The sequence below is a fragment of the Pantoea sp. Cr_R13 genome, assembly GCF_029222565.1.
Taxonomy (GTDB): Bacteria; Pseudomonadota; Gammaproteobacteria; order Enterobacterales; family Enterobacteriaceae; genus Pantoea; species Pantoea eucalypti.
This window is the reverse complement of the sequence record NZ_JARHXL010000018.1, coordinates 266,846-282,837: the sequence shown is the minus strand read 5'-3', so window position 1 is coordinate 282,837 and position 15,992 is coordinate 266,846. Positions and strand designations below refer to the sequence as shown.

General features: G+C 44.6%; 20 protein-coding genes. 14 read left to right on the top strand and 6 right to left on the bottom strand.

The window, feature by feature from the left end:
• The first annotated feature begins 328 nt into the window (after positions 1-328).
• The 9 genes from P2R09_RS18245 (at position 329) to P2R09_RS18205 (ending at position 6,585) form a co-directional block, all read left to right on the top strand.
• Positions 329-595, top strand: a complete 267-nt coding sequence (locus P2R09_RS18245) for a hypothetical protein (protein ID WP_267412504.1) — start codon at positions 329-331, stop codon at positions 593-595.
• Positions 585-1,088, top strand: coding sequence for a hypothetical protein (locus P2R09_RS18240; RefSeq protein ID WP_267412505.1), 504 nt, complete (start codon positions 585-587; stop codon positions 1,086-1,088). The genes P2R09_RS18245 and P2R09_RS18240 overlap by 11 nt, the downstream gene beginning before the upstream one ends.
• Positions 1,081-1,455, top strand: a complete 375-nt coding sequence (locus P2R09_RS18235) for a hypothetical protein (protein ID WP_267412506.1) — start codon at positions 1,081-1,083, stop codon at positions 1,453-1,455. Before P2R09_RS18240 ends, P2R09_RS18235 begins: the two co-directional genes overlap by 8 nt.
• The gene (locus P2R09_RS18230) at positions 1,439-1,858 is read left to right on the top strand and encodes a hypothetical protein (protein ID WP_267412507.1); all 420 of its coding nucleotides are present in this window, start codon (positions 1,439-1,441) and stop codon (positions 1,856-1,858) included. Before P2R09_RS18235 ends, P2R09_RS18230 begins: the two co-directional genes overlap by 17 nt.
• 541 nt (positions 1,859-2,399) lie before the next feature.
• Positions 2,400-2,714 (top strand): hypothetical protein, encoded by a 315-nt coding sequence (locus P2R09_RS18225; RefSeq protein WP_267412508.1) that lies wholly within the window; start codon positions 2,400-2,402, stop codon positions 2,712-2,714.
• A gap of 27 nt (positions 2,715-2,741) precedes the next feature.
• The gene (locus tag P2R09_RS18220) at positions 2,742-3,116 is read left to right on the top strand and encodes a hypothetical protein (RefSeq protein WP_267412509.1); all 375 of its coding nucleotides are present in this window, start codon (positions 2,742-2,744) and stop codon (positions 3,114-3,116) included.
• 18 nt (positions 3,117-3,134) lie between these two features.
• On the top strand, positions 3,135-4,190 hold the full coding sequence (locus P2R09_RS18215) for a hypothetical protein (protein WP_275771789.1): 1,056 nt from the start codon (positions 3,135-3,137) through the stop codon (positions 4,188-4,190).
• A gap of 331 nt (positions 4,191-4,521) precedes the next feature.
• Positions 4,522-6,420, top strand: a complete 1,899-nt coding sequence (locus tag P2R09_RS18210; protein ID WP_275771787.1) for a hypothetical protein — start codon at positions 4,522-4,524, stop codon at positions 6,418-6,420.
• 3 nt (positions 6,421-6,423) lie between these two features.
• The gene (locus tag P2R09_RS18205) at positions 6,424-6,585 is read left to right on the top strand and encodes a hypothetical protein (protein ID WP_275771785.1); all 162 of its coding nucleotides are present in this window, start codon (positions 6,424-6,426) and stop codon (positions 6,583-6,585) included.
• Positions 6,586-6,637: 52 nt separating this feature from the next.
• Here the strand turns inward: P2R09_RS18205 and P2R09_RS18200 are convergent, their stop codons facing one another.
• The gene (locus tag P2R09_RS18200; protein WP_275771784.1) at positions 6,638-7,867 is read right to left on the bottom strand and encodes a site-specific integrase; all 1,230 of its coding nucleotides are present in this window, start codon (positions 7,865-7,867) and stop codon (positions 6,638-6,640) included.
• Positions 7,868-8,194: 327 nt separating this feature from the next.
• Between P2R09_RS18200 and P2R09_RS18195 the strand changes: the two genes are divergently transcribed.
• The gene (locus P2R09_RS18195; protein WP_275771782.1) at positions 8,195-9,454 is read left to right on the top strand and encodes an integrase arm-type DNA-binding domain-containing protein; all 1,260 of its coding nucleotides are present in this window, start codon (positions 8,195-8,197) and stop codon (positions 9,452-9,454) included.
• Between the two features lie 28 nt (positions 9,455-9,482).
• On the opposite strand, the gene P2R09_RS18190 is transcribed toward P2R09_RS18195, so the two are convergent.
• From P2R09_RS18190 to P2R09_RS18175, 5 genes are all read right to left on the bottom strand, one after another.
• Positions 9,483-11,198 (bottom strand): DUF2326 domain-containing protein, encoded by a 1,716-nt coding sequence (locus P2R09_RS18190; protein WP_275771780.1) that lies wholly within the window; start codon positions 11,196-11,198, stop codon positions 9,483-9,485.
• Positions 11,191-11,424: an ABC-three component system middle component 6 gene (locus P2R09_RS21600; RefSeq protein ID WP_345799222.1), complete on the bottom strand. Its 234-nt coding sequence runs from the start codon at positions 11,422-11,424 to the stop codon at positions 11,191-11,193. Before P2R09_RS21600 ends, P2R09_RS18190 begins: the two co-directional genes overlap by 8 nt.
• Entirely contained in the window at positions 11,418-12,377 is a 960-nt protein-coding gene (locus P2R09_RS18185) for an SMEK domain-containing protein (protein ID WP_275771778.1), read from the bottom strand. The genes P2R09_RS21600 and P2R09_RS18185 overlap by 7 nt, the downstream gene beginning before the upstream one ends.
• Before the next feature lie 598 nt (positions 12,378-12,975).
• On the bottom strand, positions 12,976-13,788 hold the full coding sequence (locus P2R09_RS18180) for a hypothetical protein (protein WP_275771776.1): 813 nt from the start codon (positions 13,786-13,788) through the stop codon (positions 12,976-12,978).
• A gap of 17 nt (positions 13,789-13,805) precedes the next feature.
• Positions 13,806-14,081 (bottom strand): ogr/Delta-like zinc finger family protein, encoded by a 276-nt coding sequence (locus tag P2R09_RS18175; RefSeq protein WP_275771774.1) that lies wholly within the window; start codon positions 14,079-14,081, stop codon positions 13,806-13,808.
• Positions 14,082-14,614: 533 nt separating this feature from the next.
• On the opposite strand from P2R09_RS18175, the gene P2R09_RS18170 reads away from it, so the two are divergent.
• From P2R09_RS18170 to P2R09_RS18155, 4 genes are read left to right on the top strand one after another with little or no spacing between them, the layout of a single operon-like run.
• Positions 14,615-14,881, top strand: a complete 267-nt coding sequence (locus P2R09_RS18170) for an AlpA family transcriptional regulator (RefSeq protein WP_111208339.1) — start codon at positions 14,615-14,617, stop codon at positions 14,879-14,881.
• A gap of 28 nt (positions 14,882-14,909) precedes the next feature.
• Positions 14,910-15,449: a host cell division inhibitor Icd-like protein gene (locus tag P2R09_RS18165; RefSeq protein ID WP_275772129.1), complete on the top strand. Its 540-nt coding sequence runs from the start codon at positions 14,910-14,912 to the stop codon at positions 15,447-15,449.
• Positions 15,446-15,670 carry a hypothetical protein gene (locus tag P2R09_RS18160; protein WP_275771770.1) on the top strand — a complete coding sequence of 75 codons (225 nt, stop codon included), beginning with the start codon at positions 15,446-15,448 and terminating at the stop codon, positions 15,668-15,670. Before P2R09_RS18165 ends, P2R09_RS18160 begins: the two co-directional genes overlap by 4 nt.
• Positions 15,667-15,990 (top strand): DUF5375 domain-containing protein, encoded by a 324-nt coding sequence (locus P2R09_RS18155; RefSeq protein WP_275771768.1) that lies wholly within the window; start codon positions 15,667-15,669, stop codon positions 15,988-15,990. The genes P2R09_RS18160 and P2R09_RS18155 overlap by 4 nt, the downstream gene beginning before the upstream one ends.
• The last annotated feature ends 2 nt before the right edge of the window (positions 15,991-15,992 follow it).

Here is a 15,992-nt window from a genome sequence, read left to right as displayed (position 1 = left end):
TAAACACGAACAGGATTTTATAGAGTATGCCGAGAAGTTAGGCGAAGACTAAGAACAATGTGAATTATTCTTTGATCATACACCGGACACAGTGCGAACCATTCTGAAAACTCCTAATCACGGAAACTTTCTGATGAAGACGCCGATCCGATGACCTTTAAGGAAATGCGCTGGCGTCACCGAGTTGCATTAACTCAGGACATAGCCAATACAAAATACATTGTCGGGGATTTCGATCCCTACAACTATGCAGAAGACGGGATTTTATACACGTCTTACATTCACAGAAACAAAGAAATAGCTTACTACTACCAAACGAGATACACCGATGACCAATAAAGAACAGCATTACGACTGCTTACTAGCAGCACTGGAAATGAAACGGATTAAGGAATCTGGAAACCTTGGAACATACGAAAGCGCGTTATTCGGATTTGCCCTTAAATACTCCGACTTATTCAAGAACGTTAGCAGCGGTAGCAAGTTTGATTATGATCGCCTTATGCTTCTTAAAGAGCTAAGCAACATTCTACCGGATTACTTTGGAAACCTATTTAACGAAAGCGGAGAGGTGAATACTTATTATGTTAGTTGATACACAGTTACTAGGATTTGTTAGACGCTCAATCTATGCAGATGCCACACAGATTACAGACGAGCAACTATTAGAAATCATCAACCAGTACTTTGAGAGTATCGGGCAACAGAATAACAAACGTTGCCTTATCCTATACAACTCTATTCTATCCGCCCTTCAATACCTGGCAGCACGCTGGAACATCGACATAGCCGCCGCTACAGGTGGCGCTATTGAGCGAACGGAGCGAGTCGGACAGGTAGAAGTAAGCACGAAATTCAACGACAGCGATATTTATGCTGATAACCCCTGGCAGAGATTACACGATGCGTATTTCTACGGACAGATGCAGGTGATTGGCTGTCCTATGCAAGCTAAGGCATCCGATAACGTCCTGATCGGCGGTGTGGATCGCAGTGAAATTCACCGAGTGAAAGATAACTGTAATAGCGTTGATGGATTGCAGGGACTTTATAATAAAAATAGACATTGGGATTTAAGACGTGGCTAAACCCTATAACAATAATCAATTACCAACTAAGGACGAAACTAGATTAGATCTTTCTGTTATGAAATATAAGCAGAAAAGAAGACTAGCAAAGGAAATTAGAAGTTTACCATCTGGTTATGCGATGGTAGTAATAGAAGAAGATAGCAAGCCTCTTTCACAGGAAGAATATAAAGCTGTTTCAGATATCACCTCTGTGAAAGGGGTTTACTACAAACCCCGCAAGACCAAGACAACTAAACCTAACGGAATTGAGCCGCATAAATGGGAAGCTTTAGGCTTCCTATCGGCTGATGATTACGAAGAATGGAATTATTTTAACTACAGACAAGTAACAGACGAGGAAATGTTAGATGACAAAATCCACTAATAACGAACGTATCGATCCAACTACAGAGCATTCAGGCGCTTTCACTTACTTCCGTTCCCTTGTGTGGGAATTTGAAGACGCCCACTATATGCCAATCATTGAAGCGTCTCTACGCTTCTCTGACACGCTTTCACAGAAAAGCCTAGCAGAAGTGGCAGCACTGCTAAAAACCGCCTCAGACAAGCTTACAGCGATTGTGCGGTTTATCGCGGCCACCGCAGACAGCAAAGACTTTGCATTGCGTGACGGTGAAGCGGAAACGCTTAAAGCCTTGCTAAATGACCAGCTCGAATGGCTCAACTCAGAAGCCAGCATTATTGATGATCAGGTGTACCACCAGTTTGATTTAGCCCGTCTGGTAGCAGAGGAAGAAGGGATCAAAGAAGTTGATGAATTTGCGTAAAATAATACGCAAAAACTATTGACAAAGATCTAAAGATGTTGTATTATAAAGGTATGGGGGGAGATTAGTGTTCTTTCCTCTACTTCAAGCACTTACGGCTACGAAGTTAGATAGACCACGGTTCACCGATCCTGCCCTGTGGTTTGTCTTTTCCTTATTGGACAGTGGTTAGAAATTGTGGGGGCGTGGTTCTCCCCCCTTTTTCTTTTCTAGTCTTAGTATTCTTTCAAAAATCTATCATTGGGTTTTGTCCTGACATATCTACGTTTCTCCTTAAACGTTTATCTACTCTTCCTAGAGAGTAGATTTTTTAAAGAATATTACATTCTAAAAGCATTAGCTGATTAGCGTCCGTTAATAGTGCTGAGAAGCACTTAAAATTAAGACACGTTAGAACGTGAGAAACTCTAAATGTAGCTTATTAGATATCCTTTTAAATTATATACAAAAGTATCCCTGTTGACGGTCTGATTAACCCGAGGGGACTTTTTTTATATCTATCTGCGTAAAATAATACGCATCCCACAAGGTATAAAATCAAATGGTATTACTCAACGCGCCAGACGCGAAACAACGTATATTAAAATCTTGTAACGTCACAGGATTTAATAAGTGTGACTTAGAGTTTATTGCTAAACACTCAAACTCTACTGCACTGGAAGTTAAAAAAGCTTCCGAGTTTCTTACAGGTGAAAAAGTTCCAGTAACTTTGTTTGTGGATGACCTGGAAGAAGCAAACAATATTGTTATTCAGGCACGAAAATCTAAGCTCGAAGCAACAATCACTAAATCAGATACAGCAACACCTAAACCAACATTACAAGATTTGGTGAATGGTATTAAATATCGTGTCTGAACTATTTAAACTTAAGGAAAAATAATTATGGCTCGTTTTGGTCGTATTTTTAAAAGCGTAGACTTTCGTCACGCAGTCGTGGCCTATTCAGGTGACGGCGTACTACAGGATCGCAAGCTGGAACTACCGGAAGCGCTTAGCGCTGATCTGGTTGTTGGTAGTGTTATCGCCGCTAATGGCTCACTGATTGCAGATGCAGAAACATCTATTGCTGGCGTTATTGTTGAACCTGCTTTCGCTGGTGATCGATTTGTCGTTATTGCAGCTAAAGAGCATACCATTCTTAAAGACCAGGCTCTGGTATTTGGTGAAGGTGCTGATCGTAGTGTAATTATCGCAGCTATGGCCGCTGATAAATACCGTTTCGCATCGTGGGCTGAATTTGCTCTACCTACTACCTAATCAATAAGGAATATAATAATGGATCTACGTGAAATTTTCGGTAGTAATGTTTCTATCGCTAACACCTTTGAAGTGCCAAACGTACAGAATAAGATTCTGCTAGACAGCAATCTATTCCAAACTCAGCGCCACGCAAGCAACGAAATTCTGATCGAGCGTCAGGAAGCAGACGGCGTAAACTTTATTAGTACTGAGACAATGCCATACGCCCAAAGCGATTGGAACTCAGCCCCGTCTAAAAAATGGCAGGCGTACAACTATCAACTGATTCACTCAGCAATCACCAATGACGTGAGCAGCAAAGACCTGGAGACACAACTCCGTTTCGGTATCTTTGACCGCACTGATCAGGCCGTGGCTCAGCTACAGGCATATTCTGATCGCCAGCTTGTAATGGCAACCAACTTTGTTGAAGATCGTTTAGCACAGGCTGTAATGACTGGTGTAGCCCGTTCTACATATGCGGGACAGAAGGATCTAGACTTCTTCGCAGAGTTCGAGCAAGAGCGCACGCGCTTCACTCTGAATGTTGATAATACTTCCGGTGTTGATATCTTCGAACAACTGGACGACATTAGCCGCATTATGGGTACTAAGCTGTTAGGTCTGGAAAGCTACCGCGAATCTATGATCGTGCTGTGTGCTGGTAAGTCTGCTAAAGCCTTCAAGCGTCACAAGTCTATTAAAGACTTCGTACAGTTTACTATGGCGTTTAACAACGATGCCAACCCACTGACACAGATCGCACCTAACCTGAATAAGGCCCGTAAATGGGAATTGAATGGTGTTGTGTTCTTGGATATCGGCGGCTTGCCTCAGTATGAAAAATACCTGGCAGACAAAGACGGCTTTGTTGCTGTTCCTCGCCTGATTGGTGCATCGCTGTTTGATCTGCACGTAGGGAAGGCTGTACGCCATATGGAAAGCCACGTATTAGATGATAACGGAATCGGTAGCTATCTCACCTATGATCAGCGCTGGGGCTTCCCTGGTGTACATACAGAGGTTAGCATCCTGCCTGTTGTCCAGCAGCCGCAAGCAATCATCTATGGTGGCGTTACAGGCAATATCTAACATCTTTAGATCTTAGGGTCTAAGCCATAAGGGGCGGGGCTTAAAGGCTTCGTCCCTTTTTTTATTTATAAAGAGAGAGTGAATTAATAATGCAAATGATCCTAAAGAGTGCCGGAACACATATTGAAGTTGATTTAAACAAACACGAAAGCGCTATTAATGTTAGCTGGATGTGTAAGCTACTTGATGTGAAATACAGCACAGTTAAATCTTACATTCACAGAGACGGATTATCACTGGATGCAGCGCTAAAGAAAGCTGTAGACAACCAAAGCAAATAATCAAAGCGATTATGTAAACTACATTTAAATATTAAAGGGGAATCGTTAGGATGAATGTTCAGAAGCTAACGAACGTTGTAGATTTTAAAGTTGATAGAAAATCTTTCAATGATGCAAAGAAATCTATTGAGCAACTAAAGAAATATTCTGAATCTGTCAAAGTGCGCCAGGCACCTGCTAAAAAGTTTAATGACAGTCAGAAAAAGGCAGAGCGTGAACTTGCCCGAGTGAAGGCACAGAATGCACGTAAGCAACTCACTGACCAGAAAGCCGTAGAACGCGCACAGAAGGCCGCAGACAGGGAAGCCCTTGCAGGGGCAAGACGTACAGAGCAAGCCGACTTAAAACGCCGCTCAGCGCTTCTACAGCTTAACGGCATTGTAGGACGCACAGCAGACGAAGAGAACAAAGTGAGTCGTGAGATTCACCGACAGGCGCGGGAACTGGAACACGGACGCCAGAGCGTTGCACGTACCAACTTAGAGATCAGGGAACAGATCACACTGTTGCGCCGTGCTGCTGCACAGAGACGTAAAGCGGAAGGCGGCGGCGCTGGTGCTGGCGGTGCTGGAGGCGGTCACGGATTTGCCGGAGGTGTCGCAGGTGGAGCCGCTAGGGACTTTGTGAAGAAAGGAAGCCTTTCAGAGGGCTTGTTAGGCGGTTTGGGCGCTGCTGGCGTAGGTGCTTTGGGTGTGGGTGCTGTGGGGCTGGGCTTAAGCAAAGCAATCGATACAGTGCGCGACACGACAGAAGCAAACCGTGAAGTAATTAACACTGCTAAATCTCTTGGGATCAATGCCAACAGTCTGCTAGCTCTCACTCAGGCACAGAAAGCCGCTGGCTTCATTGATGCGAACAATGAGAAATCAGGTGATCAGATTAAAGATACCAGGGAAAAGATCGGTGACTTCGTAAACAATGCCACACTGAATAAACAAGGGGAATGGAGCGGCGGCGGGGCCGTGGGCGATATTGCCAACCAATTCGGCTGGGATAAAGATACAATCGCCAGCTTTAGCAAGAATCCTTTAGATTTCATTCAGGCTACAGTGAATGCAGGACAGCAGAAAGGGCTATCAGATGCACAGACTGCAAACCTGATTGAATCGTTAGGTGATCAGCTTACATACCTGTTGCCAGCGCTTAAGAATAACGGTCAGGGGCTTGTAGACGTTATTAAACAGATGACGTATGCAGGGGCCAACCTCACTGATGAAACTGCTAACAATACGGCTAAGGCTACACAGTTTAGCGCTGTACTCGATCAGGCTTCACAAGGGCTTAGCAACGAGTTTAGCAACGGTGTATTAGACGCTGTAGGCAGTAGTGACCAGTTGAAAGAAGCTTTGCACGATTTGCTTCCCGCTGCAAAATGGATGGGGCAACAAGTGGGTGATTTCATCACTCAATTGGGAAGCCTGGTTAAGAGTATTCGGGAGACAAAAGAAAGCCTGTCTAATCTCTTCCATCGCAACGAAGTGACGCCAGAACAGCGCAAGGATGTGTCTAACGCTCTTAGCTTCAAGCCTGCACCTGTCAACCCTAACACGGGTATAGCTGGCGCTGATCCTGCTGCTGTAGCGAATGCTAGCGCGTCTGGGGATGCACTCTGGAACTGGATCAAAGGGTTTAGTAGCAGGTCTCAGGAAGCAGCACAGAACACTTCCAATATGTTCGCCCCTATCCTGGGTGAAAAGCCTAACCAGCTTGATAGCAGCGCTCAACAGATGATCAATGCTTTCAGTCCTAAAGGGGCTATGTCTCAGCCTGTAGGCTATCAGAAGCCGCAACCTGTTATCGTTAACATTCCTGACATTATCGTGAATGCTAATACAGGCGTTAATGATAGTGAGTTTAGCAGGGCAATTAACACTAACGTTACTGCAATCTTTGATCAGGGAATGAAACGCACTACCCAGGCGCTACAATCCTCAGTCTCTGGATGGTGATCGATGTTTCAACGTAACAAGAAAGAAGAAGAGCCAGAGAGTAAGCTGGCTTTTGCTTGGTGCATCATCGCTGTGCTGTTTGTCTGGTATGAATCAACATTGCCAGTGAGCCAACAGCTTTCAATCGGGGATATCTTCAAGGTGTTAGCAGCATTATTTCTATGAATAAGGCTAAGGCGCAGAACGTTCTTCTTATGCTCTCGCGCCGATAAATCTATCAGTTATCGCCTGATTTTATTTCGAAAGCGACTTTCTCAATATATTCTGATAACTCAGCAGGCGAAGCGGAGTTTTTCGAATATGTTTTAAAACTTTCCGTATTGCCGCGCTCGTGTCCTGCAAGCAAAGCGATACGGTCTTCAGGTATTTTTTCTCTATCCAACTGGCTTATAAACATTCCCCTTAACGAATGGAAAACTTTATATTCATTTCCATTTTCTCCCAAAGCCTTACGCTTAGCCCTAGTAAATCGTTGTGTGTGCCACGTAGAGCGCTTGCCGTCTGCACGGTCTGTGATTGATGCACGGTAGAAAAGGAAGCCGTCATAAGGCTTTTGTTGCAGCCTAATAACCAACCCCTTTAATTGACTATGCACAGGGACAATTCTTGCTGCTGATTTCGTTTTCCCCTCCTTGATTTCAAAACACAATACACCCTCGATTGTCTTGATACTTTCTGATTTCAGTGAACAGATCTCATTGAGTCGCATCCCGCTATACATCCCAATTAATGTAACTGCTTGCATCTCTTCGTCACCGTTTAATGCAGCAAATACTTTTGCTAACTCTGACACTGTGAACGGTTGGTAACTCACCTTACTGCTTTTTGCTTCCAAAGCGTGACCACGCCAAGGGTTATCCTGTGGTGCATCGTGATACCGGTTCCTAGCCAGATCCCAAATCTGAGCAAGGGAGCTAATGTAGTTTTGTATTGTCTGTGCGGCCTTATCTTCCTTAAGGCTATCTATCCAGGCTGTTACTGTTGTTCTGTTCACATCCTTCAACTTCACATCACGTTTTTTGAGGTGTAATAACAGTACTTCAACCGCTTTATTGGTTTTGGATAGGGTAGTGAGCTTTCTCTTCTCACTGAATTTCAAAATGTAGATGTCACGCATCATAAGTAGGGTAGGGACACCGCCAGATTGCACACTACTGAATTGCTGCATCGGCATTTCAAATGCACTTGTACTGGCTGATTTTAGCTCTTCAATAGCCTTTTCAATCTTGCTGGCTTCTTTAGGTTTAACCTGTTCCCGTAAACGTGCCCATTCAACGGCTATAGCGTCTCTGAATAGCCTTGCTTGCCTTATGTCACTTGTTCCTGTGCTCTTTACGAAATAGCGCTTCTGTTCAAACAGATGACGCATATATGCAGGGATGGTGATCCTTACATAGTAGTTTCCGCATAAATCTAAGACGAGATAACGATCTTTCTTGACCTGCATATAAACCCCAGTTATTTTGCAGGTGCTTTTACACGGTAGAATTGCTTGTGTAGATTGTCGAAGTGGCGAAATTGTAGCTGTTGATTCAATAGCTTAGATCAGCTTGCTGGATAAGCGACCACCGCCGCGAGGCGTGCCGGTTCGATTCCGGCCTTCGGCACCAGTATCCTGTCCATCCCCGTCCGGGGAAGTCCAAAAAAACCTTTAAAATCAACATTCATTCTGATTTTATCATCCTGTATAGTCCGGGCACATCCGTTGCAATCCAGACCATGCTGGGGGCATAATTGGGGGCATTCCCACTTCGATAAGAAATGTGCCCCCAAAATGAAACTGAATGCCCGCCAGGTCGACACTGCAAAGCCTAAAGAAAAAACCTACAAAATTGCTGATGGTGGTGGTTTGTATCTTGAGGTCACGACCAAAGGATCAAAGTACTGGCGTATGAAGTACAGGCGGCCAGCCGACAGAAAAGAAGACCGGCTTGCATTTGGCGTCTGGCCGACAGTAACGCTTGCTGAGGCACGTGCTAAGCGGGATGAAGCCAAAAGGATGTTAGGGCAGGGGATTGACCCCAAAGCAGAACACAAAGAAGCCCAAGCTGAAAATGCGGGGGCCTACACTTTTGAAAAGATCGCCCGCGAATGGCATGCCAATAACAAGCGATGGAGTGATGATCATCGCTCACGGATCCTGCGCTACCTTGAGCTGTATATCTTTCCTCATATTGGATTGGCAGATATTCGTAAGCTGAAAACCAGCCAGCTGTTATCCCCCATTAAGGCCGTTGATGCCAGTGGCAGGCATGACGTCGCTCAGCGACTTCAGCAGCGCGTTATGGCAATAATGCGCTATGCCGTGCAGAACGATTACATTGAATCTAATCCCGCTGTTGATATGGCCGGGGCACTTTCAACAGTAAAGGCTCGACACTACCCGGCATTACCGTTTAGCCGTTTTCCGGAGTTTCTTACGCGCCTTGCCGCATATCGTGGACGAATTATGACGCGTATTGCCGTAGAGCTTTCATTAATGACGTTTGTCCGTTCCAGTGAGATGCGCTTTGCCCGGTGGGATGAATTTGAGTTTGACAGAGCCTGCTGGCGCATTCCGGCGAAGCGTGAAGAAATTGAAGGTGTACGTTACTCACATCGAGGGATGAAGATGAAACAGGAACACATTGTTCCACTGAGTCGGCAGGCGCTGGCTTTACTTGACGAGCTAAAGAAACTTAGCGGTGATAACCCACGTTTGTTTCCCGGTGACCACGATCCTAAAAAAGTGATGAGTGAAAACACGATCAATAACGCGTTGCGTGCTATGGGTTACGACACTAAAACCGAGGTGTGCGGTCATGGTTTCAGAACGATGGCTCGTGGTGCGTTGGGTGAATCAGGGTTGTGGAGCGATGATGCTATTGAGCGGCAGTTGAGTCACTCAGAACGTAATAGTGTCCGCGCGGCGTACATTCACACCTCTGAATATCTTGATGAAAGAAGATTAATGGTGCAGTGGTGGGCTGATTACTTAGATGTCAATAAAGTAAAATCTATAACCCCTTACGACTTTGCTAAGCAAAAAGATTAAAATATGAGAGGTAAAACCTCTCATATTATTATTTTTCTTGATATTGACGGCCTAAAAATCTATTTGATTTAGTAAGCGTTACTCTTTTATATTCATGTATATCTAGTTTTAATTCATCTTTTTTAATTTCTTCAAGTTTATCTATGTTTAGCGTAAGTATGTATTGTGAATCTTTAAGACAACTTGACTTGGTTGATAAATAATTCAAACTTTTGATTAAGGTATCTCTATCTACGTCAAAAATATTGTCATGAATCAGTAGCTTAGGGTGGTTTGTGAATGTTTCATCAGTTAGTAATAGAGACATATCATAGATAAATACCTTTTCTCGCTCATTACTATGGCTACCATCATCAAAAATACGCAAATCAAAATTAATTATTTCGGACTTGTCGTTTGCTGAAATGTCGAAAGAACATTTCCTGTTTTCCATAACATATTCATGAATAGAGAAAATAGTTTCTCTAAATTCCGATATCGTTTTTTCTTGATTAAGTATATCGATGTCTAATTCCAGTAATTTGATGGCCTTTTGAGCTTTTTGTGATTTGGTTTCAGACTCATAATCGTCATATTTCTTTATAAAAATTGAAAGTTGAGATAGTTCCTCAAGTTTTTTTTCGTATGCAATAAATAACGTTTTAATATTACGCAGATGACCATTTTGCTTTAATATTGATGTCTTGGAATGTAACTGTGTAGAGAACTTATTTATTGAAAACTCAATATTATGAAGGTCTTTAAGTATGGTTTCTTTTCGTGACTCAATCAATACTCTCTGAAAATCATCTATTTTCTTTTTAAATCCCAAAACATCGGCCAGTTCTTTTCCAATGCTATCACCTAAACCAGATTTAAGTTTGTTATATAATTCTACTACTTCGTCTTCATCAATATAATTATCACCAACCAAAAGTTGTATCTTATTTAATTCTGACTTTAATATTGCTTTTTTATTACGTAAGTTATCCAGACTGTCTTCATAGCTAGCTATTTCGTCTCTAACCATGTCGAAGGTCTTATCACCTTCGAGTAAATCCATTTCTTGCTTGATGATTTTTATTTGAAAGTTTAAATCATTTACTTCTGATCTAGCGCTAGATAGTTTTTTTCCAGTGATAGATTCGATATCACTTTTTATTTTATTTTTAGCTGTACTTAGGGTTGAAATATTTTTATTTATTTCTTTTATTTTTTTATATAACTCAATGCTGATGCCAAAAAAGTAAAGGTGGGATGTGTAATCTGGAGGAATACGTGCTTTAGTATCATGACAGTCTATAATAGATTTGAATTCTGACCGTTCATCCCTTATTAAGGGGCCAAGCATATTTCTAAAACTAGGATGCACTTTGCTTTTGGTATTTTTAAACATCAAGACAGTGAGAAACTTATTTACATCTTCAAGAGAAGTAAAATCCTTCCGAATTCCATTAATGTATAATGTTGGTGTGCTTTCCGAAGAGATTCTTCTTTTGGATAAAATGTGATTTTTATCGATAGAAAAATCCAAACATACATATGTGTTCTCTGAGAAATCATCCTTTGGTATTTTAGATAATCTACTTCTCTTATATTCTTTCATCAATCCAAAGTTTATAAATTCAATAAGAAGTGACTTGCCAACGCCATTGGTTTTATTTGAAGAGTTATCCTTTTCACCTAAAATAAGGTTAATGCCACTTTTAAACTCTACTGGCTCAAAAGTGTAAGGCTCGCTGTAAATTTTGTTTATCTTAATCATTTTTCAAAACCACATACGGTTCATTAAATTCAATTAAATCAAGGGCATACAAAAATATCATGCCGTAGTATATAGATCTAACTCCGATTAGTCTATTCTTGCGTAAAGACTTAGCCAACTCAAAAATACTGATGCTATTTTTATTTTCTAGGGCCTTTAGTATATATGATCCAACCAACGGAGCGGATTTCTCAATTGGCTCATCTTTGGAAAATAGCTTTAACATGATACTGCAACCTTGTTTGGGAACACATTGCATCGAATCATATTTTCGATAAGATAATATTGTATTGCTGCATCATCGTATTCAATTCCTTCTGCTAACAACCTAGATGAATAATATTCGGTCATTTTATTTAAGGCGCTAACAGGATCACCATTAGATTCGTCTAATACAGCATTACTATAGCGCTTAAGATAGGCGGAAAGTTTATTTATATTTAATGTCCCTGCATCATTTGAATTACTGATTTCTGTTAATATCCCTGCATATATACTCATCAGTGAAACATAAATTTCCATCAGGTAATCTCTATATGCTGAGAATCTCATGTTTATTTTTCCATTAGGATCCGGCTCTTCTAAAAAACCATTGCCACACATAGGATGATCTTCAGAGCTAAGTATTTTAATCATTCCTAAAAGCGTATTGACTTCCTTAGGTACTCGCTGAGATTTTTCTCCTTGCATCTCAGATGATAGATATCCATGAACTTCTTGTAATTTTGCCGGAGGTAAGGCTGCGATTTTTTTTACTAAATCTGTATGGTCTATAACATCATCCTTCAAAGAAATTATAAATTCCTTACCATAACTCTCAGATTTATACTTTTTCTTTTTTGTAAGTATTAAAACGATTAGCCTATTAATCTTTTTAACGTTATCGGTTTCTATGAATCCATCAATGGTTTTTTTTATTTTTAACAGTTCGGATGTTGATGTGACTTGAATTGCTATTTTGTTTTCAAAATCGATTAGATCTATTGATTTGGCATTAATTTTCAAACTATTTAAATTCGTCAACGATAAGTCGTATATAATATTCAGGAGGCCACAAAAGAAGTATTCAGCATGAATATTGATATCTGTCAGATTTAAAGACGAATTCAACTCAACTTTATGAGCCAGAGTCGCAAGCTTGGTAGTTATATCTTGAATGTACTCTTGCCGCTTCAGCATGATCCATACTCCCCTTTGACCTGCTTTTTCAGGCGAAATGTTAAGAATCTATAATAATTAGAAGACTTATAGCATGCCAGAATAATCTCACTAAAAAATCAATACTGCACCACCCAGCATTTGGTCCGCATACGGTTTTTGTTTTGAGCCTAAGAGCTCAAGTTTTTAAGAGGAGGGCATGAACATGACACAGGCCATGCATTTATGAAACTTGATTTCCGATTATGTTGCCAACTTAGAAAAATACTATCTTTTGATTGGCGAGACTTAGTTAGCATCTCAATATTAACCAAATTATTTGTAATTAAATGGCCAGAACCATGCAATACGCGCTTATCGAAGAGAGGCTGCTTTTGGCAAGAACTAAGCATGGTTACCCCAATGCGCGCACTCGTAGCCCCGCCACGCCTGCCCGCTTTATGCAGCAGTTTTCATGCACCTGCATGATTAGCTTTGCGCCGCGCCGCTGCTGGCCTTTCCCACCGTTCCGGGGTGCCGGAGACTCATGCGTTTTCATGCAGCATAGACATGCACTCACGCAGCGGACGTAAAAAAGCCCGGCACGGGCCGGGCTTCGGTGAGTTCCTGAGTCTGCGACTCAGAAAAGTTTACGCTTGCTGCGATCGGTTCTGGCTCCCCGGAAAGGATGCGCACCGCTTACGCTCAGCACGTCATCCCGGAACATCAGCGGCTGGTTTACCCCCGTCCACTGCTTGATAAGGCTCATAACATACCTGCGGTACAGCGTGTCGGCATCATTCGCGCCTTCGATGACTCCCGGTGCATGCGTTGAGCCATTCCGTTCAAACTGGCTGTACTTCATCCTGAGCAGGCTGCTCAGCTCTGCGCCGTGAATGATAAAGAAGTCATCAATCAGCATATCAATACGCTCATCCGTGATGCCCTCATGACAGAACACGTAAGCGTTGGCCTTGCGCCCGGTTACGTCTGCCAGCACCGGCAGCTGATTTTCCTTTTCGGCAATCAGCCCGGCAAGGTCTGATGCCGTTTCCTGCTGCTCCAGATACTCCGCCCGCAGTGCCTTCATCTCCGGCGTAACGTTGCCGCCATTCTGCCCCAGCAGCTCCCGGAAGCGTGCCCGGTTGTCCCGGCTTGCCTGCTCCATTTCAGCCTTACGCTGGCGCAGCTCGCTAAGATTTTCACTGGCGGCGTTTTCGGTCTTTCTTGCTTCCAGCCAGGCCAGCATCTTTGTATTGAGGTCTTCGATACGCAGCCGCCATTCAGAGGACAGCCCTTTCACCAGCTCGGTGGTGTGACTGATAACGTCGGCCTCAGGTAACCGCAGGAGCCAACCTGCTTCCTTAAGTGGCCGCTGTGCTCTGGCCTTCGCCGTACCGATACGGTTACCGGCGGCCTGAATCTGTTCGTCGGTCATTTGCTGCTGTGTCATGCTGTTTTTCCTCTCTGTCAGGGCTGTGCGTGGCGGTCTTTGCGGGCGCTGGCTGAACCATAACGGCCCAGCGTCTGCGGCTGGCGAACCGGCGCGTCATCCTGCGGTTCCGGCTCTGTCGCTGCGTGCTTCTGCGGCTTCATGATGATTTTCTCGACGCTCTCCAGCGCGGTGAACGTGCAGGAGCAGTCGAGGTTCTGGCACTGGTACCAGGTACGCTTTACGGAGGGCGCTTCATAAGCACTGGTGCGGGTGTGGGCTACCTGACCACATTCGGGACATTTCAGGGCCATCTCGTTTCCTGTCGGCTGGTTTCAGTAAGTCAATTGTGCCGGGTCTGGCACAGTGGCTTCTACCGCAGGGCGTTGTATGACGAACCAGACAAAAGCTTTACTTCTGGCGAGCCAGGAAAAGGTCTCACTGAAGCCTGTTATCAGCTTTCAGTTTTATAACAATCCTTCACTATTCTTCACCAGAGAGAAAAAAATAGTAAATACAGTAAATTAGATGGTGAACAGTTGAAAAAAAACCCTTCACCCTCTGTTCACCATTGTTCATCAGCAGGATTTTGGCCTTATTAATTCTTTAGAACGATTGGTTTTAAAGGCTTCCTTATAGTGGACCTAAAATTATTGGATAAAACCTTATCATTACTTTTTGGTGCAGTCTGGTACTATTCACGTACACGCGTTTTTTGTGTGGTTTTTATGTGGCCGGTCAGACAGATTTCTATTGTTGTCACCGGCAAAAATATTCGCAAAATAAAGAGCTACCCGATGCCGTACACACCTGTGCGGCGCTTAACGGACATAAAAAGAGGTAGCTCATGCACACAACTTCAAACGCTCATTCATCTGCCCCGGCGGCCCCTGCCATGCCTGTATCATTCCCGGTTCAGGAACGCTTTATGCGCCTGCCGGAGGTGATTCATGTCTGCGGCCTGTCCCGCTCAACCATTTACGACCTAATCAGCCGCAGCGCTTTTCCGGCGCAGGTATCGCTTGGCGGCAAGAACGTCGCGTGGCTAGCCAGCGAAGTCAGCGCCTGGATGAATGCACGTATCGCCGCACGCGGTCAGGAACGTGCAGCATGATCTTCACCAACTCTTGAGATTTTCCGCCATGCTGCATTTTCCTTTGTTCCCCGGCTTGCACGCTGGGGCCATTCCCTGGTACAGTCTTTCTGCTGTCGCAAAATCGGCAGCCGGGATTGGCGTCCTGAATATCTCAATGGCGACACCAGACGCCCAATGCGTCTTTTTTTGTGTCCATGCCTTAGTGCAACCATTTTTCGGACTGCGGCGTTATTGCCGTAGTGCCGTCTGCGTAATGGTGGCCCGGGCGGGGGCTTCTCACGAAGCGCCGGTATCCATTGAGGCCGGTTACGCCAACCCCGTCCGGGCTACCACCAGTGAAATTGGCGTTTCCGGTGGTGGCGATAACCGCTACTCAATGGAGACTGCCATCATGGCTACAGTCCTTAATTCCCCATACCCTCAGTTTGTTTTCGTCTTTGCCGCCGTGCGCCGTACCGAGCGCCAGCAGCGTATTCACATGCTCCGCACCGTTGCCGCAGACGAACGCGCCGCCCGCCTGACGCTGGCCCGCCATTACGTACTGTCCCTTGCTGCCCGCCTGCCGGTCCGGGAGGTGCGCGCATGACTCACGCCACTATTTCCCACGCCGACCTGTTACGCCTTGAGCACCTGCGTAACGCCGGGCGCTTTATCAGCGACATGACCCTGCTTCAGGAGTGCCACGAACAGCCACCGGCCATACAGCAGGCGCAGCTGAATTCGCTGATTTTCCTCATCACCGAGCAGCTGGACGGAGTGGTAAACCGCTGTCAGGACGGCTGGATGAACGGGGAGGTTGAGCCATGAGTACACGTACCCTTTCCCCCGAACTGCACTCCGCGCTTTCACGCCGCGCGGTGGCCTGCGCCTGGCTGACCGTCTGCCGCGAACAGAAGCGCTATCCCGGCCTGACGCTGGCGCGCCTTGAACACGCCATTGAAACCGAGCTGGAAGGCTTCTATCTGCGCCAGCACGGATGCCAGCGCGGTCAGGAAATTGCCTGCGCGCTGCTCGACGACCTGCTGGCCGCCGGGCCGCTGAAGTCGGTTCCGTGCCTGAGCTTTCTGGGACAGGTGGTGATGGATGAACTATGCGGGCGCCTCAAAGACGCGCCGGTGCTGCACTGAGG

Excerpts from the sequence above, each read along its gene's own strand:
- P2R09_RS18165 (WP_275772129.1), top strand. The coding sequence starts at position 14,910 with ATGCTGCATTTTCCTTTGTTCCCCGGCTTGCACGCTGGGGCCATTCCC.
- P2R09_RS21600 (WP_345799222.1), bottom strand. The coding sequence starts at position 11,424 with ATGTTAAAGCTATTTTCCAAAGATGAGCCAATTGAGAAATCCGCTCCG.
- P2R09_RS18160 (WP_275771770.1), top strand. The coding sequence starts at position 15,446 with ATGACTCACGCCACTATTTCCCACGCCGACCTGTTACGCCTTGAGCAC.
- P2R09_RS18185 (WP_275771778.1), bottom strand. The coding sequence starts at position 12,377 with ATGCTGAAGCGGCAAGAGTACATTCAAGATATAACTACCAAGCTTGCG.
- P2R09_RS18210 (WP_275771787.1), top strand. The coding sequence starts at position 4,522 with ATGAATGTTCAGAAGCTAACGAACGTTGTAGATTTTAAAGTTGATAGA.
- P2R09_RS18175 (WP_275771774.1), bottom strand. The coding sequence starts at position 14,081 with ATGGCCCTGAAATGTCCCGAATGTGGTCAGGTAGCCCACACCCGCACC.
- P2R09_RS18180 (WP_275771776.1), bottom strand. The coding sequence starts at position 13,788 with ATGACACAGCAGCAAATGACCGACGAACAGATTCAGGCCGCCGGTAAC.
- P2R09_RS18215 (WP_275771789.1), top strand. The coding sequence starts at position 3,135 with ATGGATCTACGTGAAATTTTCGGTAGTAATGTTTCTATCGCTAACACC.
- P2R09_RS18245 (WP_267412504.1), top strand. The coding sequence starts at position 329 with ATGACCAATAAAGAACAGCATTACGACTGCTTACTAGCAGCACTGGAA.
- P2R09_RS18205 (WP_275771785.1), top strand. The coding sequence starts at position 6,424 with ATGTTTCAACGTAACAAGAAAGAAGAAGAGCCAGAGAGTAAGCTGGCT.
- P2R09_RS18225 (WP_267412508.1), top strand. The coding sequence starts at position 2,400 with ATGGTATTACTCAACGCGCCAGACGCGAAACAACGTATATTAAAATCT.
- P2R09_RS18195 (WP_275771782.1), top strand. The coding sequence starts at position 8,195 with ATGAAACTGAATGCCCGCCAGGTCGACACTGCAAAGCCTAAAGAAAAA.
- P2R09_RS18240 (WP_267412505.1), top strand. The coding sequence starts at position 585 with ATGTTAGTTGATACACAGTTACTAGGATTTGTTAGACGCTCAATCTAT.
- P2R09_RS18190 (WP_275771780.1), bottom strand. The coding sequence starts at position 11,198 with ATGATTAAGATAAACAAAATTTACAGCGAGCCTTACACTTTTGAGCCA.
- P2R09_RS18230 (WP_267412507.1), top strand. The coding sequence starts at position 1,439 with ATGACAAAATCCACTAATAACGAACGTATCGATCCAACTACAGAGCAT.
- P2R09_RS18155 (WP_275771768.1), top strand. The coding sequence starts at position 15,667 with ATGAGTACACGTACCCTTTCCCCCGAACTGCACTCCGCGCTTTCACGC.
- P2R09_RS18220 (WP_267412509.1), top strand. The coding sequence starts at position 2,742 with ATGGCTCGTTTTGGTCGTATTTTTAAAAGCGTAGACTTTCGTCACGCA.
- P2R09_RS18200 (WP_275771784.1), bottom strand. The coding sequence starts at position 7,867 with ATGCAGGTCAAGAAAGATCGTTATCTCGTCTTAGATTTATGCGGAAAC.
- P2R09_RS18170 (WP_111208339.1), top strand. The coding sequence starts at position 14,615 with ATGCACACAACTTCAAACGCTCATTCATCTGCCCCGGCGGCCCCTGCC.